The organism is Flavivirga aquatica (assembly GCF_001747085.1).
GTDB lineage: Bacteria > Bacteroidota > Bacteroidia > Flavobacteriales > Flavobacteriaceae > Algibacter_C > Algibacter_C aquatica.
Window position 1 is genome coordinate 626,800 of the sequence record NZ_MDJD01000034.1, and the last position, 21,068, is coordinate 647,867.

19 protein-coding genes are annotated in these 21,068 nt (G+C 28.8%); 3 read left to right on the plus strand and 16 right to left on the minus strand.

What is annotated here, in order from left to right:
- Nucleotides 1-29: 29 nt before the first annotated feature.
- Nucleotides 30-614 (minus strand): RNA polymerase sigma factor, encoded by a 585-nt coding sequence (locus A8C32_RS08850; protein WP_069830064.1) that lies wholly within the window; start codon nucleotides 612-614, stop codon nucleotides 30-32.
- A gap of 245 nt (nucleotides 615-859) precedes the next feature.
- On the opposite strand from A8C32_RS08850, the gene uvrA reads away from it, so the two are divergent.
- The 3 genes from uvrA (at nucleotide 860) to A8C32_RS08865 (ending at nucleotide 5,706) form a co-directional block, all read left to right on the plus strand.
- Nucleotides 860-3,643, plus strand: coding sequence for an excinuclease ABC subunit UvrA (uvrA, locus tag A8C32_RS08855; protein WP_069830065.1), 2,784 nt, complete (start codon nucleotides 860-862; stop codon nucleotides 3,641-3,643).
- Between the two features lie 230 nt (nucleotides 3,644-3,873).
- Nucleotides 3,874-4,563: a hypothetical protein gene (locus A8C32_RS08860; RefSeq protein ID WP_069830066.1), complete on the plus strand. Its 690-nt coding sequence runs from the start codon at nucleotides 3,874-3,876 to the stop codon at nucleotides 4,561-4,563.
- 234 nt (nucleotides 4,564-4,797) lie between these two features.
- Nucleotides 4,798-5,706, plus strand: a complete 909-nt coding sequence (locus A8C32_RS08865; RefSeq protein WP_069828596.1) for an IS1595-like element ISAlg2 family transposase — start codon at nucleotides 4,798-4,800, stop codon at nucleotides 5,704-5,706.
- 252 nt (nucleotides 5,707-5,958) lie between these two features.
- On the opposite strand, the gene A8C32_RS21075 is transcribed toward A8C32_RS08865, so the two are convergent.
- From A8C32_RS21075 to A8C32_RS08945, 15 genes are all read right to left on the minus strand, one after another.
- On the minus strand, nucleotides 5,959-6,504 hold the full coding sequence (locus tag A8C32_RS21075; RefSeq protein WP_069830067.1) for a hypothetical protein: 546 nt from the start codon (nucleotides 6,502-6,504) through the stop codon (nucleotides 5,959-5,961).
- A gap of 239 nt (nucleotides 6,505-6,743) precedes the next feature.
- Nucleotides 6,744-7,337: a hypothetical protein gene (locus tag A8C32_RS08875; RefSeq protein WP_069830068.1), complete on the minus strand. Its 594-nt coding sequence runs from the start codon at nucleotides 7,335-7,337 to the stop codon at nucleotides 6,744-6,746.
- Nucleotides 7,334-7,741 carry a hypothetical protein gene (locus tag A8C32_RS08880; RefSeq protein WP_069830069.1) on the minus strand — a complete coding sequence of 136 codons (408 nt, stop codon included), beginning with the start codon at nucleotides 7,739-7,741 and terminating at the stop codon, nucleotides 7,334-7,336. Before A8C32_RS08880 ends, A8C32_RS08875 begins: the two co-directional genes overlap by 4 nt.
- The gene (locus A8C32_RS20915) at nucleotides 7,726-7,965 is read right to left on the minus strand and encodes a hypothetical protein (RefSeq protein WP_069830070.1); all 240 of its coding nucleotides are present in this window, start codon (nucleotides 7,963-7,965) and stop codon (nucleotides 7,726-7,728) included. Before A8C32_RS20915 ends, A8C32_RS08880 begins: the two co-directional genes overlap by 16 nt.
- Nucleotides 7,966-8,229: 264 nt before the next feature.
- Nucleotides 8,230-9,090, minus strand: coding sequence for a tetratricopeptide repeat protein (locus A8C32_RS08890; RefSeq protein ID WP_069830071.1), 861 nt, complete (start codon nucleotides 9,088-9,090; stop codon nucleotides 8,230-8,232).
- A gap of 181 nt (nucleotides 9,091-9,271) precedes the next feature.
- Nucleotides 9,272-10,180, minus strand: coding sequence for an IS1595-like element ISAlg2 family transposase (locus tag A8C32_RS08895; protein ID WP_069828596.1), 909 nt, complete (start codon nucleotides 10,178-10,180; stop codon nucleotides 9,272-9,274).
- Nucleotides 10,181-10,785: 605 nt separating this feature from the next.
- Nucleotides 10,786-11,598, minus strand: coding sequence for an SH3 domain-containing protein (locus A8C32_RS08905; protein ID WP_069830073.1), 813 nt, complete (start codon nucleotides 11,596-11,598; stop codon nucleotides 10,786-10,788).
- 122 nt (nucleotides 11,599-11,720) lie between these two features.
- Nucleotides 11,721-12,368 (minus strand): hypothetical protein, encoded by a 648-nt coding sequence (locus tag A8C32_RS08910; protein WP_069830074.1) that lies wholly within the window; start codon nucleotides 12,366-12,368, stop codon nucleotides 11,721-11,723.
- Between the two features lie 147 nt (nucleotides 12,369-12,515).
- Nucleotides 12,516-13,988, minus strand: a complete 1,473-nt coding sequence (locus A8C32_RS08915; protein WP_069830075.1) for an SH3 domain-containing protein — start codon at nucleotides 13,986-13,988, stop codon at nucleotides 12,516-12,518.
- Complete coding sequence (locus A8C32_RS08920) at nucleotides 13,975-16,314, minus strand: DUF5675 family protein (protein WP_069830076.1); 2,340 nt, start codon at nucleotides 16,312-16,314, stop codon at nucleotides 13,975-13,977. Before A8C32_RS08920 ends, A8C32_RS08915 begins: the two co-directional genes overlap by 14 nt.
- 12 nt (nucleotides 16,315-16,326) lie before the next feature.
- Nucleotides 16,327-16,587: a hypothetical protein gene (locus tag A8C32_RS08925; protein WP_069830077.1), complete on the minus strand. Its 261-nt coding sequence runs from the start codon at nucleotides 16,585-16,587 to the stop codon at nucleotides 16,327-16,329.
- Nucleotides 16,588-16,617: 30 nt separating this feature from the next.
- On the minus strand, nucleotides 16,618-17,475 hold the full coding sequence (locus A8C32_RS08930) for an N-acetylmuramoyl-L-alanine amidase (protein WP_069830078.1): 858 nt from the start codon (nucleotides 17,473-17,475) through the stop codon (nucleotides 16,618-16,620).
- Between the two features lie 117 nt (nucleotides 17,476-17,592).
- A complete protein-coding gene (locus tag A8C32_RS08935; RefSeq protein ID WP_069830079.1) occupies nucleotides 17,593-18,120 on the minus strand; it encodes a hypothetical protein in 528 nt (175 codons plus the stop codon).
- 467 nt (nucleotides 18,121-18,587) lie between these two features.
- Nucleotides 18,588-19,142, minus strand: a complete 555-nt coding sequence (locus A8C32_RS08940) for a hypothetical protein (protein ID WP_123803367.1) — start codon at nucleotides 19,140-19,142, stop codon at nucleotides 18,588-18,590.
- A gap of 4 nt (nucleotides 19,143-19,146) precedes the next feature.
- Entirely contained in the window at nucleotides 19,147-21,063 is a 1,917-nt protein-coding gene (locus A8C32_RS08945; RefSeq protein ID WP_069830081.1) for a DUF3289 family protein, read from the minus strand.
- Nucleotides 21,064-21,068 lie beyond the last annotated feature (5 nt).

Genomic DNA, 21,068 nt, shown 5'->3' on the forward strand with positions numbered 1-21,068 from the left:
AATAACGCAGCAAAAATAGCTTTATTGCACTAGTTTGTTAAAACAATATTATGTTTATCAATTATCTTTCTTAAATTAATTAACGCATAACGCATTCTTCCCAAAGCCGTATTAATACTAACTCCAGTTCTATCTGATATCTCTTTAAAACTCATATCATTATAAATACGCATTAACAAAACTTCTTTTTGATCTTCTGGTAACTCATCTACCAAACGTCTTACATCATTTTCGACTTGTTCCTTAATAATGCTTTTTTCTGCATTTAAACTATCATCACTTAATACTGAGAAAATACTAAACTCTCCAGCATTATCAAACTTAGGCATTCTATTGTTTTTCCTAAAGTAATCAATAACTAAGTTATGAGAAATACGCATAACCCATGGTAAAAATTTACCTTCCTCATTATAACTACCACGCTTAAGCGTACGTATAACTTTAATAAAGGTGTCCTGAAAAATATCTTCAGCGACATCTCTATCGTAAACTTTAGAATAAATAAAACTGTAAACTTTTTGTTTGTGCCTAACTATAAGTGTCTCTAAGGCACTCTCTTCACCTTTTATATAACTACTAACTAATGTAGCATCTGAAATAATATCATATTGCATAATAATTACTTTTAACGCGCAGAAGTATACTTCCTTGCTTTGTTGGGGGTTAAATGTTTAAAAGTAATGTTATGCTATAGGCTCTAATTATTTAATGTATTGTTATTTAATAGTTCAAATATAACAACAAACGTTCCTAAAAAACAACAACAAGTACGATTTTTTAACATTTTATTCACTTAAAATGTGTTTCTTAAGCTCAATTACTTATAGTATCTTTGCTAAATTATTCTTTTTAAAAGCCTATGAATACTACTATTTCCGAAGTAAACCCGAAAGAAAATATCATCATAAAAGGTGCTAAACTGCATAATCTAAAAAACATCGATGTAATCATTCCTAGAAATAAATTAGTAGTTATTACGGGTTTATCTGGTTCTGGAAAGTCTAGTTTAGCTTTCGATACACTTTATGCAGAAGGCCAAAGACGTTATGTAGAAAGCCTATCAAGTTATGCTAGACAGTTTTTAGGAAGACTCAATAAACCAAAAGTCGATTACATTAAAGGCATAGCTCCAGCTATTGCTATAGAACAAAAGGTTAATTCTACCAATCCAAGATCTACTGTTGGTACTACTACAGAAATATATGATTATTTAAAATTATTATTTGCTAGAATTGGTAAAACCTACTCGCCTATTTCTAACAATGAAGTAAAGAAAGATACCGTTACAGATGTTTTAGATTATTTAAAAACATTTCCAGAACGAGAAAAACTATTGCTTCTCGCTCCTATCTATTTAGAAGAAGGCAGAACTATAGAAGACAAATTAAAAGCTTTACAACAGCAAGGTTACGCTAGGGTTAAAGTTAATGATACTGTTTTTAGAATAGATGAAATAGATACAATTAATAATAACGATACTATTCTCTTAGTAGTAGACAGAATTATTATTAAACATGATGAAGATTTTTTAAATCGATTAGCAGATGCCGTACAAACAGCTTTTTTTGAAGGTAAAGGAGAATGTTTTACCGAAAATTTAAACACAAGTAAAGTACGTCATTTTAGTAATAAATTTGAATTAGATAATATTACTTTCTTAGAACCCAATATTCACTTATTCAGCTTTAATAATCCATACGGTGCTTGCCCAAAATGTGAAGGTTATGGCGATATTATTGGAATTGATGACGATTTAGTAATCCCAAATACTGGACTTTCTATTTACGAGAATGCTATTTTCCCTTGGCGAGGAGAAAGTATGAGCTGGTATAAAGACCAATTAGTTAACAACTCGCATAAATTTGATTTCCCTATTCATAAACCTTATTTTGAATTAAGTAGTGCTCAAAAACAACTTATATGGAATGGAAATAAGCATTTTGAAGGATTAAATTCCTTTTTCGCAGAATTAGAAGCCAAAGCCTATAAAATTCAGAATAGAGTTATGCTATCCAGATATCGCGGTAAAACAACATGTAAAACTTGCGATGGTAAACGCTTAAGAATTGAGGCTAACTATGTGAAAATTGCAGGTGCAACCATTACAGATTTAGTTGAAATGCCTTTAGACCAACTAACTGATTTCTTTAAAACATTAAAACTGAATGATTACGATACCCAAATAGCTAATAGATTATTAAAAGAAATAAATAATAGACTTTCTTTTTTAGCAAACGTAGGACTTGATTATTTAACTTTAAATAGAAAATCAAACACCTTATCTGGTGGAGAAAGTCAACGTATCAATTTAGCAACCTCTCTAGGGAGTAGCTTAGTAGGCTCAATGTATATTCTAGACGAACCCAGTATTGGCCTTCACCCAAAAGACACAGAGCGTTTAATATCTGTTTTACAATCTTTAAGAGACTTAGGCAATACAGTTATTGTAGTAGAACATGATGAAGACATTATGAAAGCTGCAGATAGTATTATCGATATTGGACCAGAAGCAGGAACTTTTGGAGGTCATGTAGTTGCACAAGGAACTTATACAGATATATTAGCATCAGATTCTCTAACTGCTCAATATTTAAATGAGACCTTAAAAATCGAAATACCCAAAACACGTAGAACTTCAAAATACCATATAGATATTACCGGAGCTCGCGAGAATAATTTAAAAAATATTGATGTTAGATTCCCTCTAGGTATGCTAACTGTAATTACCGGTGTTTCTGGAAGTGGAAAAAGTACCTTAGTAAAAAAGATTTTATTTCCTGCTTTACAAAAAAAATTAACAGGTTTTGGAGACAAACCAGGGCAATTTACCGAATTAGGAGGTAATTTTAGTAACATCAAACATATTGAGTTTGTTGATCAAAACCCTATAGGTAGATCCTCACGCTCAAATCCCGTAACATACATAAAAGCTTACGATGATATTAGATCACTTTTCGCTAGTCAAAAACTTAGTAAAATAAGAAATTATCAAGCTAAACATTTCTCATTTAATGTCGATGGTGGACGCTGCGAAACCTGTAAAGGCGAAGGTGAAGTGACTATTGAAATGCAATTCATGGCAGATGTGCATCTGGAATGCGAAACCTGCAAAGGCAAACGCTTTAAAAAAGAAGTGCTCGAAGTTACTTTTGCTGGTAAAAACATTGATGATATTTTAAATTCAACTATCGACGACGCTATTAGTTTTTTCGAAGCTAATAATGAAACTAGAATAAAAAACAAACTACAACCACTACAAGATGTTGGCTTAGGGTATGTAACACTAGGACAAAGCTCTTCTACTCTATCTGGTGGTGAAGCACAACGTATTAAACTAGCAACTTTTTTAGGAAAAGGAAACAATAAAGACAAAGCTCTTTTTATTTTTGATGAACCTACTACTGGTCTTCATTTTCATGATATTCAAAAATTATTAAAATCGTTTAACGCCTTAATAGAAAAAGGACACTCTATAATAGTTGTAGAACATAATTTAGACCTTATTAAGTGCGCCGATCATATTATAGACTTAGGACCTACTGGAGGCGAAAAAGGCGGTAATTTAGTAGCTACTGGTACTCCAGAAGAGATCGTTAAAGTTAAAGCCTCAGAAACAGGGAAATATTTAGCTGATAAAATATAGACGGACTAAAAATAAAATACCTAATAGTGTGAAATAAAAGATACATTTCACACTATTCCACCTCTATAATGCACTAAGAAATTCTATAAATCCTCTTTACACCCAACTAAAAAACACCACAATACACTACAGTATAGATAATTACATTTTTGGCACGCAAATTGAAAACATTTTCAGTAATAGCGTAAGCCGAAAAGCTAAAGAGTAGGCAAAATGTAAAATCCTATATTATGAAAAGAATAATACTTTTATTTGCAGGTTTGTTAATAGGGTTAACAACTGCATCAGCAACAGAATTAAATAATCAAAAAACAAAAAATAATACAGACACCACTAATCGTTATCGTTATGCTCAACCCATTATGTTTATTGAGAGAGGTATAGAATTTTTAATTTTTCCTGACGGAAGTTTTGATTTTAACACCAATATAAACGATAATCTTTATGATGATGTATATTATAGACGTCAATCTAGACGAGGTCACATAAATAAAACTCATAAATCTAAAAATAAAAGAATTCAATATAATAACTATCACTCTAATAAAGGTATTTCAATATTTCGTGATAGATATGGAAAAGTAAGACGCATTGGTAATGTATACTTAAACTACGATAGATCAGGAAAGATTAAACGAGCAGGATCAGTATACATAAATTACAATAGAGGACGTCACAAGACTTTAAACCAAGTTGGTGGATTAAAAGTTTATTATAACCATTGGGGTGAAATTATAAAAACCTATGGAGAAGTAAAAAGACATAGTACTTATTGTAATTTTTGTGGAGCACAATCTTGTACTGTAAATCATTTTCATAAAAATAGGCATCATAACGATTCATCTCACAACAATGACGATAATTACTATTATTACAAACAGAATGGAAAAATTAAAAAGCATAAAAAAAATAAAAAATAGTTTTTAATAAGTTCATTAAAATGAAAAAACTCGAAGTTTTTAAAAACTTCGAGTTTTTTCGTATGCTTTTCTTGTAAGTTTCCCAGATCTAAACTCCTTTATATAATTCTTATGTAGCTCCTCCTAAAGGAATTGAAACAACCAACAGAGTTCCCCCTCTCTGATAACTAAATTTGAATATCCGTAATTACTAATAATTGATTAAAAATGCTTATTTTGTTAAAAAAACAAGTCATGAATATTTTTAGTTTTACCGCCCATTTTGATAGTGAAGAAGCTTGTCGTACTCATTTTAAGCAAGAAAGAGATAAGATAGGAGTTAAATGCCAGCGTTGTGGTCATACTCATCACTATTGGATAAAGGCTGTTTGGAGCTATGAGTGCAAATCTTGTAGAGCCCGTACATCTTTGAGAAGTGGTACTATTATGCAAAATTCTAATCTATCTTTTATGATATGGTATAAGACAATGTTTTTGATGACTACTACCAAGAAAGGATTTTCTTCTAAAGAAATCCAGAAACAGCTTGGTTTAAAAAGGTATGAACCTGTCTGGGCGATGGTTCATAAACTTCGTAAAGCAATGGGTAACAGAGATGCCCGCTATACTTTAGAAGGTATGATTGAAATGGATGAAGGTTATTTTACGGTCGAATCTTCTGAAATAGAGCAACAAAAAGGAAAAAGAGGTCGTGGTGCAGTAGGAAAGCAAAACGTAATGATAATGGCAGAATCCACTCCCTTAGAAGACCCGAAAACCAACAAGAAGGATCGCCAATGTCGCTACTTTAAAGCCAAAGTGCTGACAGATCATAAGGCTGATGGTGTAAATGATACTGTTAAAGAGTCTTTAGACGAACAAAGCATTGTTTTTACTGATAAAAGTACTTCATATGTTGATATTGCTGATTTTGTAGAACTACATATTAGTGAAAAATCAGATAAACAAACTACTAAAGAGACCTTGAAATGGGTACATATTACCATAAGCAATGCCAAACGAAACTTACTTGGAAATTATCACAAAATTAAAGGCAAATACCTACAACTCTACCTAAACGAATTTGTTTACAAACTCAATCGAAGATATTTTGAGGAAAAACTATTCGATAGACTAGTAATAGCTGGAATTACTGGATTATGAGTAAAAACGGATATTCAAATAACTAAAAAAGGAAGATATATAAAACGTTTTAAAACATTATTTTTTTCAATAATAAAAACAACACTATACGCACCTGCACCATCTCCATTTAACATCCAAATAATATACTTCTCCTCCTTTTTAAAAACTTTAGTATAAATCTAAACTAGGTTGAAATAAGTTTTTACACCAATATTAGTTATATAATGCCGTATATGTTTTGTATATTTATGTATGGGAAAGAAAGCATATTTAGAGGTTACGCTCACACTCAAATTGTAAACTTTCTTCAAACTTCTCACATATATAGTCATAAATTTTCACTAACCTAAAATCCTTATTATTGATATTTGTATCCAAAATAATCTTGTTAAAATTGACTATTAAGATACTGAAGATTAACAACTTAAACAGATTCAATGTATTGAAATTCAATAGTTTAGACTTGTTTTTTGTATAATATCTACCCTTGATTCGCATTAATAAATAGTATTCATTTTCATACTCTTTTACATTAATTAAAGTACGTTTTGAATCTAGTAAATAAGTTACACGGTTTTCATCATAAGGAATTCCTTTGTTGTTTATAACAAAAAAAACTTTATTATTTCTTAATTCAACTTTTACAGTGTCTTTTTTTCTTTTTTTTACACTAAAATCTCTATGCGTTGATTTAGTATCATCAAATTCTGATGCACTAATTAACAACTCTTTTACTATATGATTTGTTCCATTTTGAGACTTAATTTGACAAGAATATATTATAAATAAACCTAACAAAAACATTAACTTTTTCATCTTTTTTTTCTTTGTGATTTCGTTTTCATATAGATTTCAGGGACATTGCTAAATTAATAACTAGCAAATATATTCTCTCAACTTTTCGTCCAGTCTAATGTAGTAATTCCAGACTGATTATCATAACTGTTATAAAAACAACTTTTTTCTTCAGTAGAAAATAGATGTGTTATAAGTATAACAAAGACTATAGTTATAATTCCAACAAGTATTTTACTGTTCTTTTTCATTATACTGCTTTATTCTAAAGACACTATTTTTCCCATGTTATCAATTTTATACTTACTCCAATTTTCAACATTTATACCATCCTCATCTTCATTAAATTTTAATACCCATAAATAATTATCTTTTAAATAAAAGTATTCATTTTTTTGAGCTAAAGCTTCAATATAATTCTCATAACTATATACTCTTATTGAATCCGTTATTACATTATTTTTTTTCAAGATTAAATTTTTAATAGTGAAATCATCAGCATCTGATGCTTTACTAGAACTATTAATGATGTAATCTATATCTCCGAAATTTTGAATAACTTTATTCTCAATAGGGTTTAATTCTTCATAAGAAAATTTAATTTCATAATAAGCACATTTTTTTTTATAATTTTTAATTTCTGCATCTGTTCTCCCATAGTAACCATTAGTGATTAAACATGTTGAATCAATCTTTTCTATAAAGTGTTTATCTGATATTAAGGAATCCCCGGTAAGTAATACACTACTTTGGGTATTTTCGATAAAATTCTTACGGGCATTATGAGACGTGTTCTTACACGAAAGAACGCTCATAAACATAATTAATAAGATTTTAGTGTTAGTATGAATCATCTATTTACAATTTTAATTTTACCGTCATCAAATAATCCAGAATGTAAATGAGTGTTATGCAAACTTCCTCCATCTGAAGAGTTTTTAAAACCGTTAAAATATTTTTTATTTCCAACGAGTCTTTCTGTAAAATGAAATTTTTTCATTGCATTAATTATTTTTTGATCTTCCGTTTTTATCCATTTGTAAATAGTATCTACGCTTACCCCATTTACATGTTCAGAACTAGGAAAGCAAGAACCCTCCTTAAAACAACTCCCTGTTGTTTTTATTTCTTTACCATAATTAGCTAAAGCACCTATAAAACCTGCAAGAGGTCCTGGGCTCGTATATCTTCTTTTAGTATTTGAAAACACATATTTTATAACAACATCGTCTTTAGAATAGTTTAAACTATCTGGCATTTTTCCTTATATTTCAAACACAACTCCTTCTCTATACTCAAATTAGCCTTTTGCTTAAAAGAAAAAATTAAGCCTTCTAATTTTATGCTATTTATAGAAAATGAAAAATCAATAGGTAATTTTAGCAAAGAAACTCCCTCTATTTGATTTGATTTTTTTGTTTTACAAGAAACTGAAATTAACATTAAAAGAACTAATAAAGATTGAAATGTTAATTTTTTCATTTTCTAATTATTTTATTATTATCTAATTTCCCAACATGTAAATGATGATGGTGGTACGCTTTTTTTTCAGTATTATTCATTTTTTTCCATTTGAATCTATCCAAGTCACAACAGATATATTTATATAACCCCTTAAAAATAAAAAGACTAAAAAGGAAGATATATAAAACGTTTTAAAACATTGTTTTTTTCTATAATAAAAAACAATACTTACTTATATATATAATCAACAAAAAAACAAAAAGTGATTTTCTATCTCTTTATTTACAATCTATCAAAGACACGTTTAGGAATTTTACTTTCTTTTTCTTTGGATTTCATTAGCTCAAAATATTTTTTATAAGCATTTTTAGCTTTTTTATTATCTCCTATACTCCAATATGCATCTCCTAAATTTATATAAGCTACTAAACGATTTGGAAATTTTACAATTATTTTTTTTAATAAAAAAATTGCAGCACCACAAGCTTTTGATTGTTCTAAATAATAAGCAATATCATTATACATAGAGACATTAGATTCATTAATTGCTACAATATCAATTATATGAGAAACTACTAAAGTATCTGCCCATAAACTTAATTCTTCGTAATTCTTGTTCTTAAATAGAAAAGTAATATTATCAAAATATTCATTTATTGTTGGTGTGAGTTCTTCCTTAAACCCACTAAAACTGTAGATGTTAACTGTTTTTACATTAGGTTCTACTCCTGTATAATCATTTATTTCGTTCTCTAGTATTGCTCCAAAAAGATTTACTCCATTCCTGCTAGATTCAAATCGATATATTTTTGATAATAGTAATTTATTATCTTTTTTATCTAAAATATGAGACGTTTGAATATATTGATTTCCAATTTTTTCATAATACTTAATAATAATTTTGTCATTTACACAATCAATCTTTACATCACTTAACTCATTCATTATAAAGTTAAGCTCCTCAATATTTAACACCTTATTAGTATTATCATATTTTAAATAAATTTGATTTTCTTTATAGTTAACACTACAAATCAAAGAGTCTGTTAATTCTATATTTGTAACTTTATTAACGGATTGACTCCTCTCGTTTTTCTTACAACTTGTAGTACACAATAATATAATATATAATAGTAATTTCATTAAGCTCTATCTTTTATTTTTATAAATTCAATCTCCAAATCTGACTGTTTATTATTACAATTCTGCTACTCTATTGTAAAGTAGTTATTTTTGTTTACAACAGTAATAAATCCATCAGACATACAAATTTTATTTTCTTTTTTCTTTCTTATTATATTTTTATTTGAATATCCGTTTTTACTCATAATCCAGTAATTCCAGCTATTACTAGTCTATCGAATAGTTTTTCCTCAAAATATCTTCGATTGAGTTTGTAAACAAATTCGTTTAGGTAGAGTTGTAGGTATTTGCCTTTAATTTTGTGATAATTTCCAAGTAAGTTTCGTTTGGCATTGCTTATGGTAATATGTACCCATTTCAAGGTCTCTTTAGTAGTTTGTTTATCTGATTTTTCACTAATATGTAGTTCTACAAAATCAGCAATATCAACATATGAAGTACTTTTATCAGTAAAAACAATGCTTTGTTCGTCTAAAGACTCTTTAACAGTATCATTTACACCATCAGCCTTATGATCTGTCAGCACTTTGGCTTTAAAGTAGCGACATTGGCGATCCTTCTTGTTGGTTTTCGGGTCTTCTAAGGGAGTGGATTCTGCCATTATCATTACGTTTTGCTTTCCTACTGCACCACGACCTCTTTTTCCTTTTTGTTGCTCTATTTCAGAAGATTCGACCGTAAAATAACCTTCATCCATTTCAATCATACCTTCTAAAGTATAGCGGGCATCTCTGTTACCCATTGCTTTACGAAGTTTATGAACCATCGCCCAGACAGGTTCATACCTTTTTAAACCAAGCTGTTTCTGGATTTCTTTAGAAGAAAATCCTTTCTTGGTAGTAGTCATCAAAAACATTGTCTTATACCATATCATAAAAGATAGATTAGAATTTTGCATAATAGTACCACTTCTCAAAGATGTACGGGCTCTACAAGATTTGCACTCATAGCTCCAAACAGCCTTTATCCAATAGTGATGAGTATGACCACAACGCTGGCATTTAACTCCTATCTTATCTCTTTCTTGCTTAAAATGAGTACGACAAGCTTCTTCACTATCAAAATGGGCGGTAAAACTAAAAATATTCATGACTTGTTTTTTTAACAAAATAAGCATTTTTAATCAATTATTAGTAATTACGGATATTCAATATTTTTATTTGAAATAACCTCATTACTTTGAGGTTTAAGACTAATATTTCTTTTTCTATTATCTCAATAAAATCATTTGAAAATTTAAGAATTATAGAATCATTTTTACTAGCAACTCGCTTTGATATTGATAATGTTACACCGTTTTCATCATAAGGAATTCCTTTGTTGTTTATAAAAAATATAATTTTATTATTTCTTAATTTAACTTTTTCATTCTTTTTTTTCTTTATAATTTGGTTTATATGATTGTATATGTAAACGATCATTATTCTTATCATTTTTACAATGATTTAAGAGTTTATCTTTCTTTTCTCCATACTTTTGAGACAACATACTTTTCCATCCGAATTTAAATAGTGCATCATTCAATTTATTCTGTCTGACTGAATCAATTCCTTTCCATCCAACACTTTATTATTTTTAAACAAATCTGTCTTACCTATCATCATTTAAAAACTCTTTTTCATGATTCTTATCCGTGCTTTTACAAGTAATTTTTAAAAGCAACTTAGCTACCTTATCCTCTTCAAACTTGCCTTTTTATTCTTTAATAAATTCATTACTCACATAACCGTAAATTCCGTTTAAATAAATAATTGACCATTCCCCTAGATCTCCCAAAACAAAGAGCTTGTCATTACTATAGGCTTTACTAATTATTTCAGAGTCTTGTGTATTTGGTGCAGATCTAATATTCAAATAAGTTTCTGTTATAGGAAAAGCTTCTTTAACCAGCATATTTTCACCCTCATATACATCGTCATAAATATTCAAAAGTTTATTATTAATTCCTTTTGATATTAAAGTAAAATTATCCTTGTTTTTTTTAAGAGAATAAGAGAACTCTTTACCTTCTTTCACTGTATCATAAGAGTATATTTCTAATGTTTCCGCTACTCCTTCGTGAGATAGTTTGATTAATTCATATACATTAAACTCTTCAGAAGAAGAATACATTGCCATAATATAATCCTTATCACATTTAAAAAGAATAATATCATTTTCTTCTATTTCACGGGTAAATCTATATTCAGTTATAATGGGTGGATTGTCTTTCCAAAGGAGGTATGTGTATTCATGCTCAAAAAATGTCGTTAATTTTATTTGGATATCTTTAGTTGATATCATTATATGCCTAATCGAATTGGTTTCCTCAATACTTCTATCAAAATCAATATTCTCACATAAAAAACTAAAAGAACTATCTAATTTATTTTTCTTGACTAATGTATCATTTAAGTTTTCAGATATATTATTAATTATTTCATTATTAGCAATTTTATCATTATTCTTTCTTACTTTATTAGTACAAGAAAATATTATAATAATAAAAAATAAAATGAGTTTTTTCATAGTTTTATTTATTTTTTATATTACCCTTTTAGATAAATAAAAATCTATTACACGCAGATAATTTTCAAACTACTATGACAAGAAGAGTATTTTAATTTACTTAACTATATGTATTGTGACAACTATTTTTCTATAAATATTCCATCTTTATTTATTTCGTATAAACTCATTTTAAGTTTAGCTTGTGGATACACAATACTGGGTTCTTCTATGTTTTCAGGTTCATCAAAAACTTCTCCAATAGGTTCATAATAAATATAATTATAAATCTTTATGCTCAAGTCTTTCTCTATGGTAAAACTTCTGAAAATTGATTCTTGTCCTTCCATATCTAAATAGTCTAAATAAACATTTAAAACATCTAGAACTTGATTGTTTTTTATGGATACTAAAGTTAGATATTCATTATATTGTGTTGTAACCAAAAATAAATCAAAATTATTATTTATGTCAATTTTATGTGTTTTAGAATATTCAAATGAATTAAAATAAAGCTGGCATTTTTCCTTATATTTTAAACACAACTCCTTCTCTATAATCAAATTAGCCTTTTGCTTAAAAGAAAAAGTTTCTTCTATTTTTTTGTTTAACTCCTCTTTTTCGTTAGAAAAAATTAAGCCTTCTAATTTTATGCTATTTATAGAAAATGAAAAATCAATAGGTAATTTTAGCAAAGAAACTCCCTCTATTTGATTTGATTTTTTTGTTTTACAAGAAACTGAAATTAACATTAAAAGAACTAATAAAGATTGAAATGTTAATTTTTTCATTTTCTAATTATTTTATTATTATCTAATTTCCCAGCATGTAAATGATGATGGTGGTACGCTTTTTTTTCAGTATTATTCATTTTTTTCCATTTGAATCTATCCAAGTCACAACAGATATATTTATATAACCCCTTAAAAATAAAAAGACTAAAAAGGAAGATATATAAAACGTTTTAAAACATTGTTTTTTTCTATAATAAAAACAACATTATATGCACCTGCACCATTTCCATTTAACATCCAAACAATATATTTCTCTTCCTTTTTAAAAACTTTAATATAATCTAAATTAGGTTGAAATAAGTTTTGAGTTTCATTTTTTGAAATGACTTTATTATTAATAGCTATATTACTAACATAATATTTAGGAATATTATTTTCAACTCCCCAAGGCTTTTCTCCATTTATTAAAGAAATAAAATCATCTTCATACTCAATTTTACTGTTTTTTGCTTTAAACAATCCTTTTGATATTTTAATCTTTGATTTGTTATCTAAAAAGATAATTAAACTGTCATTTAGATGCTTCCCTTCTATTTTTTTATAATTGAAATCGTTAATCAAAAATGTTGCAGAATCAGTAAATGATGATATATTGATAATTGTATCCTTAGTGCTTTCCATATCATGATCAAATATGGAAACTGAAATTAATTCATCATTTTGTATATCTTTTATTCTACTATTATGAACATACCCTTCTTCTTTTTTTAATGTTTTAACATTACTCCATTCCACCCCCTCAACAGGAGCGTAAAAAAAATACTCCTTATCTATAATTTTACTTACAACTTCAGATTTAGAATTAGGCTCTTTTCGAAGATTAGTATATCCGTCAGAATCATTAATTATCGCTATTTTATATTTTTCAATAGTGTATTTTAGATTCTCTTGATAACTTTCTACATCTAAACGATAGGACTCCCATCCTTGACTGTAATATTTTGGATTAGGCGAAAATTCAGAAGCTCCTATATCTAAATCACCTGAGCATGGAATTCTATATTGCCCCCATGCTGTTAAAACTTCTTTTTCTGTTTCATAATTAGTCCAAGAACCGAAAAATTGACAATTAGAATAGCTTGAATAATAATCTAATGTATCATCATAATTTGTCTTGTTTAACGTATCTACATACCATGACACAAGTACTTTTCCTTTATAAACCCCTGTGTTTTGCAACTTGTTATCTTCTTTTAATTCATAATTTAATACTGAAAAACCTTGTTTTAGAATTTCATCAGTATAAGATATATCTTCATCTAATTTTTCAGAAAACTCATACTGCTTGTCTAATAAAAAATCTCCTTTAAAAAACTTTGATTTTTCAGAATAAATTTTTGTTTTCCCTTCAACAAAATAACGGAGAGGGTTTCTAGGGTCTCTTTCAATATAAGTAATATAAAAATCTATTTTCTTTTTACTTTCTCCTATAAAACCTAAATAAGTTACTTGATTATATTCAAAGACACTGGTCAAATCAACATTATCTTTATCAATAGAATAAGATATATCTGTGTTTAAAAAACTATCAAGAACGCTATCTTTTTCACAAACATGCTGGCTGTTTGATGAACAAGAAATTAAAAAAACTAAAAGAATTAAATTAATCAATTTCATCTGTAATAACTATTTTAATATTATTAATTCCTTTTTCTTCAATTTTACCAAGAATATCGTATAAAGTTTCAACAGATTCTTTCATATCAATATTTTTTGTGTTTTTTGTTCTATCCAAAGTTTTTCCGGGTAAAATACAACCTTCTGACCAGCGACCATCTGTCCCCGCATGCATCAAAATAGCTCTTGACTTAGACACCTTTTCATTATACAAACAAATAAAACCTTTGCTTAATTCATCAAAATCTAGATTGAATTTTTTTCCATACTTACTATTTTTTGTATATTTTTTCTTATTATATTTTGTTGTAACGTGCCATTTAATATTATATTTCCCAACAGGAATTCTTTTATCTAAACCACTCTTAGTTGTTTCTTCTCCATAAGGCTCGCAAATATAACCTGATAAATCATCAAATGTAAACTCTCCAAAAGTTGCACTTTTTGAATTTTTACTAACCCATTTTTCCCATTTTCTAACAATATAAATTATATTTGGGTCTTTACTATTTTTCACCTCAAACTCCTCACCATCTAAAAATTCTTTTTTATGCGTTTTATCATTTCCAGTACACTCTATTTTTAAAAATAGTTTAGATATTATAAGGCTACCTTCTTTTACCAATGTATAGTCATTAGGGCAATTTTTTATTAACTGATCATCTGAGCACAACTCTTCTTCTTGACCTGTATTGTTGTTACTATAAATATTCTTTACTTTAAACTTATCTTTTTGCTTTTCATAATCTTCATCACTCTTTTTTCGTAGTTTTACTTTTATTTTTGCTTTACCCGTATCGTCTATGATAATATTTTCTAGCTTGGTCACTTCGGTATCGTCTTTTAGTACTGTAATAGCTGTATCTCTATTATTGGCTAGTAATCTCTCATTATCAAACACCTCAATGTTTACTTTTTTACCATGTAGGTTAGCAGTCTCAACTACTATGTATACTTCGCTACCTAGGTTAGCCGTATCTATACGCTCGTAAACTGTTTCTTGTTGTACTTCTTGAGGTTGAGCTTCTTCTTGCGAGGCACTAGTACTAGTATTTTGTTCGGGTATTACAGCATTACTAGGTAGTTTTAATACCTGACCTACAGTAAGTGCCCAAGGAGCATTTATATTATTATGGGCTGCTAGGTCTTTTTTCCAATGTATGCTATATTTTGGAGCTATAAGAGATAGAGTTTCGTTACGCTGTACAGTATGCGTTTTTGGCTTTTCAGCTTTAGGCTTTACTGTACCATCTTTTATAATTTTTCGCTTTATTTGTTTTGCAAAGTAAGCATCGTTTATGCCTTCTTTAGTAGTTAAATACAGTAATTGCCCAAACTTGGGCTTATAACCAGTAATTTCTTTTTCATTAGGTATTTTAAAATAAAGTTCTAAAGGATCTGTTTCCCAGATACCTTCACGTTGTTTTTTGTATTCTTCGGTATTTTGGTCTGGTATTTCTAGCTTTTTGTAACTAAGGCGCTCTGTAAGTTTCCACTCTATGTTTTCATTCATACATATAGTTTCATCATTACTATTGGTACTTCCCATAAAAGTTATACCTTCTTCCCATAGTGCTGTAGTAACTATACGTCCTGCCATACCTAAAGTTTTTAGACACATATACACCGTGTCTTTATAGCCTACTGTTTTATTGGTTATTTCTTCTCGCTTATCGTTTACCCAATAGCCTTTTATTATTTCTGGTTTTGCTTTTACTGTAGTAGCTACTGTAGCTCCACTAGCTTTTTTCTTTACATCTGGATTACGGCGATAGGCTTCAATATGTACTTTATATCCATCTAACCATTTGGAGAATTTTACGGTGAGTTTTGTTTTTTGTTTTTTTTCATCTCCTTCAATCTTTATATAAGTAATACCATGGCGCATTATGGCTTCAGTACGTTTCTTAGGGTCGGCAATGTCCATAAAATCGGTTTTACTGTCTTCCTGTATTTTTGCTTGCCCTCCAACCCCATTACTAAGCTCAAAATAGTTTAAAAGATTGTTTTTTATTTCAACATCTGGCATATGGAATATCCACTTTAGTTGAGTTTTGTCTTTTTTGAGGTCTTCCTCGTTTTCTTCTTTCCCTCTGTATAGTAAAAAATCTGTCACTTCATAGACAGCTCCCTTGTAGGCTTCTATTTCTGTAGCCCCCTCTACTTTATTTGGATAATAACTGCCTTTTTTCTTTTTTTCACTACTCCCATCGTTTGCTATTACTGTAGATGTTGCTTGCCCAATACGCGCTTGCCTTCTTAGAAGCGCATTATAGTCTGCATAATTACGTAATCCTGTATTGATTACTTTTATTTTAAATGCCATAAAATTAAATTGTTATAGTGAGAAAAGTTTGTTGTTAACAAACTCATCATATCTATCTAGTTTTTCTTGTTCTTGCTTTGTAAGAGCTTCATAACGTTCCCAATCTTCATCATTAATCCTAAAATACCAATGTATACTTGGTTTGTGTTTTATAAACCAATATTTATCACTAAACTCAGTGTCTTGATACACTCCAGTAAAAAACCAAAAGAAAAGACTAAATACAAGTATTGAAATTGCATATATCTTTGTCTTATTTTTTTTATTAGCCATGATTCTTTTAATTTAAAAATTTTATCAATTTTACCATTTTGGTCCTGGTGGCAAAGGATGTATTGCGTTATCATATTGACGCTTTTGAGCAGATGTAAGTGGTTTTTCTTCTTCACCATGTCCTGCTTCTTTGGGGGATAAAAATATAGGTAAATTGGTAGTATTATCTTTTAAAACATTCCTCAAGCCTTTTACATATTCCATGCCGTGATCTCCTGGACAAAATCTAGCCGAATTGTGTTTCCATTCTTTATGTCCTCCTAAGGCTACAATATTAGTAAATTGTTCTTTTAATGCAATAATAAGTAACATAGCTGAACGTATGGCATCGCGTGTCATATTATCGTCAGGTTCATACCATTGATGATCAAAATCACCTAAAAAGACAATACCTATAACACCTGTATTATATTTGGATAGATGAGAACCTTTTACTCCAATGGGACGGCCTTCATATACCTTTCCATCTAACCCAATTGCAAAATGATAACCAATATCTGCCCGATCTTTTTCATCTATATGAAGGTTTTGTACTTCTAAGGGTGTTTTATAACCCGTATTTCCGGCATGATGTAATGCTATTCCAAAAAATGTAGACTGGAGTTGTGGTATGGTGGTATTATCATTATCTTCTTGAGCAAATTTAGGATCTATCTCTAAATAAGGTTCAAAGGAACGCCCTTTTTCAATTACAGGGCAACGTGCTTTCCAATCTTCACGTTTTATATATTTTTCACCTACATTTTTAGAGTAATCACCTCCTTGAGAAGCATTGGGATTAAAACGATAATATTTTGCTAAACAATCTACTAAGCAAAGGTTAGTACTTGCTTCAGTGTCATGTGCAGAAATTAAAATTTCAAGTTCCTTTATTAATGTTACACTCATTTTCTGTTTTTTTAGTTTTTCTTCTTTACTTTTCCTATGCTTAAGTCTACTTTAAAATCACATTCAAAGGTTATCTTTCTCTTTAAATGTTGTAATATGAGCTAACCACTACCTGTTTCACATATCTAATAGATTTACTTTCTTTATATTTGGATCACAATAAATAGTATCGTGGTATTGTTTACCCCAAAGATTTTGATATAATATCCACATATTAGGATTCTCTTCATTTCTTTTATAATAAAAGTCATATTCTGTGTCATCTTCACATTCTTCATAAATTACAGATCGTGAAACCCCTGTATAATCATTTTTTTTATTAATATATTTCTCCGAACATAATGTTTTTTTATAAAATCGCGTATGATATAATGTAATATCATCTTCTAATTTGCATATTTTATTATTCTTTTTAAAAAAATTATATTCTAAATCATATCTTTCTTTATTAAATCCCTTTTTTTCATCTTCTGGTAAATTATCTATTAGATAACTTTCTACATATAAATATATATGTTTATTATTCTTATATGATGAAGTTGTTTTTCCACTATGTTTTTCTAAAAACATAAAGTGAATAGGTTTTTCTTTAGTTTTACAACTAAAAACTATAATTAATAATATAAAAATTAATATTGCTCTCATAAATACTACCATTTTGGTACTGAAGGCAACGAGTTCGTTGCTTTAATCCTAGTTATTTACTTTTCTCTTTGTTTTTAGTTATATTATTTCACCTTTATGTGGATAATATCTGTTTGATATAAATTATGCTTTTTACCATAAAAAATGAGATTACCTATAATTTATAATTATTCTTGAGTTTTTTCATCAATTGTAGCGTAAAATATAGCTATCCTATCTTTTTTATAATTGTCTAATTCATAACGAAACTAATCTTCTGAGTCTTCTTTATGATTTATAAAATATGAAGTGTTTTTATTTTTAATATAGAAATCTCTAAAAAAATAAAACTCCTAAACAAATTTGGTTGTATCATTCTCACATTTAACTATTATATACGTTGCTATTTCTTTTTATCTAACTTTTCCTCGATTTTCTAAAACATTCCTCTCTACCATCGGTTATTATATCTTTAAACACTTTTTTAATTAATTATGTGGCATATCTGGTAACTTTACTTTCTTTCTACCTGATATGCAATAGATTGTATCTGAATACTTTTCTCCCCAATACTTTGTAATTTCATTATTTGTCCACATATTAGGGTTCTTTTTGTTACGTTCGTAATTAAAGACAAACTCAATATCATCTTCACAATCACTAAATGTAGTTTGAGATATACCTGTACGGTCTTCATAATTATCAATAAAGTATTCGGTACAAGGAGAGCGTCTATAAAACCCCATAATATAACTATTAATATCATCCTCCAACAGACAGATTTCATTATTATTTTTAAAAAAATTTAACTGTATATTATATACATTATCATCTATAAATACATCTTTATTCCTTTTCGGTAAATTATCAACTAGATAAGTTTCTATGTATATGTATATGTCTTTTACTTTTCCATCTACAACTTTATATGTTATAGGAGTTTTACCGCTGTGTTTTTCTAATAACATAAAATTAATGGGGTCTTGTTTCGTTTTACAGCCCAAAACTATGCTTAATAGCATTAAAATTAATAGTTTTCTCATAAATTTACCATTTAGACCCTGAAGGTAATGGGCTAGTTGCTTTATTCCAATCACGCTTTTGTGCTGGTGTTAGCTCTTCCTCTTTAATTTTTTGTTTCTTTAATCGTTCTTCTCTTCCTTCCTTGATATTACCTTTAAATTCTTTTTCAAAAGTAATTTTTGTCACAAATGGTTTGTACCCATATATATGTTGTAAAACAAACCAAGCTCTAAAACCAGCGCCATGATAAAAGAATTTTTGCATATCGGGTTTATCTAATCCAAAATTATCCCAAAGAGTTACCTGGTATTTTACAGTATAATTTTCTTCTTTATTTCTAAGTTCTTTTAAAATAACTTCGGTTGCCCAAATATCGTTGATTGCTAAAGTCCTACCTTCTAGTAAATTGTTATTGTTTTTATAAGTAAAGCTAGGACGTGTAAAAGAAACAGGTAACTTAAGTTTGTCGCTTATAATATTTTTTCCTTTTATTTTATCTTTTTTTCTCCTCAAACTATTTTTTTCATCTTTTTCTTCAAAATCAGGTTCTTTATCTTCTATTTTTGTTATATTTTGAAAGGTTTCTTGTTTAATCTTTTCGGCAATGTAATTCTCAACATACCTACAGTAATTTTTGGTGCTTGGATTATTTTTTACGGAATTTGTCAATGTCATATTTTCAAAAATACCGCCTGTATTACTTCTAAATTTTGCTATCATTTGGTCTAATACACTACTCAATTTACCCCAAACCATTAAGCCTTCCATAATTTTAAAATCTAGCCATAGATACGACTCTCCAGTATTAACAGTCACCTTCATCATATCTCCTAAATTTTCAATTTCTTCTTTAGTATATTTTGCTTTTAAATTTCTAGTAGCTTGTTGTGCAGTGTATTCTGATTGCCTATAATAATCGTCTGCTTTGGAAGTCTTTACATATGTTTTATCTATTTTTGCTCTAGTAGTTTCTTCAATAATTACAGAAAATCTGTTAGGAGATACTTCTGTCACTTCACCTTGATCCTCATTTGTTTTTTTTAATACAGACTCCACAACGGGTAAGTCTTTTTTATTGGTAAATAACGCATGTTTTTCTTCGTCAAACCCATTACTTTCATATTCTACTTTAAACTTTGGCACTTGTCCGTTATCGTATATTTTACAAGCTACAAATTTATCATCTTCATTTTCGCATAATCTAGGCTTACCTGTACCATAACTTAAATCATTTGCGATGTCTGTACCACTACCATTAAGTCCGGGCATTTTATAACGATCAATAACCAATGTCCCTACCACTAAGTAATCATTTGAATTATAAGGTAATTCAACATTTTCTTTATTATAACTACATCTAAAATAGAGTTCTATCTGTTTATCAACATCTTCATCAATAGAACTTTCAAAATTATCCAGAATAATAGATTTTATAATTTTCCCTCTGTTTACTATTTTGTATTTAGAAGGCTCCTTTGTAACTGTACTTACTAAAGCTTGATGCTCATCTTTGTCACCTCTCCCAGTTTCTTCTTTTTCGTTATTATCATCTTCATAGAGTTCAACATAAACTTGTTCTCCATCAGAAATGGTAGTTTCTATATGAAAATACACATGCATACCTGGCACGGCTCTTGTAATAGGTTGTTCGCCAGCTTCATCTATGGACCACCAACCTTTTTTAAAATAACCAGAGTCTTCTATGGATGTAATAACTTTTTGATCATGTTCTATTTCATTATTAAGCTCTAGTAACACAAAAGCTTTTCCGTCTTTATTTACAGTTGTTTGCGTTATCACTGGGTCTGCATTATTATCACTTTTATCATCTATTGTAAAAGTAACGACTTCGCCAGGTAGCATGTTAAGCGTAGTTGCCTCTAGCCAAACTTTGTTGTTAAAAACTTCCTCTTCTATAATTTCATTTGGTGTATCTTTCATATAAA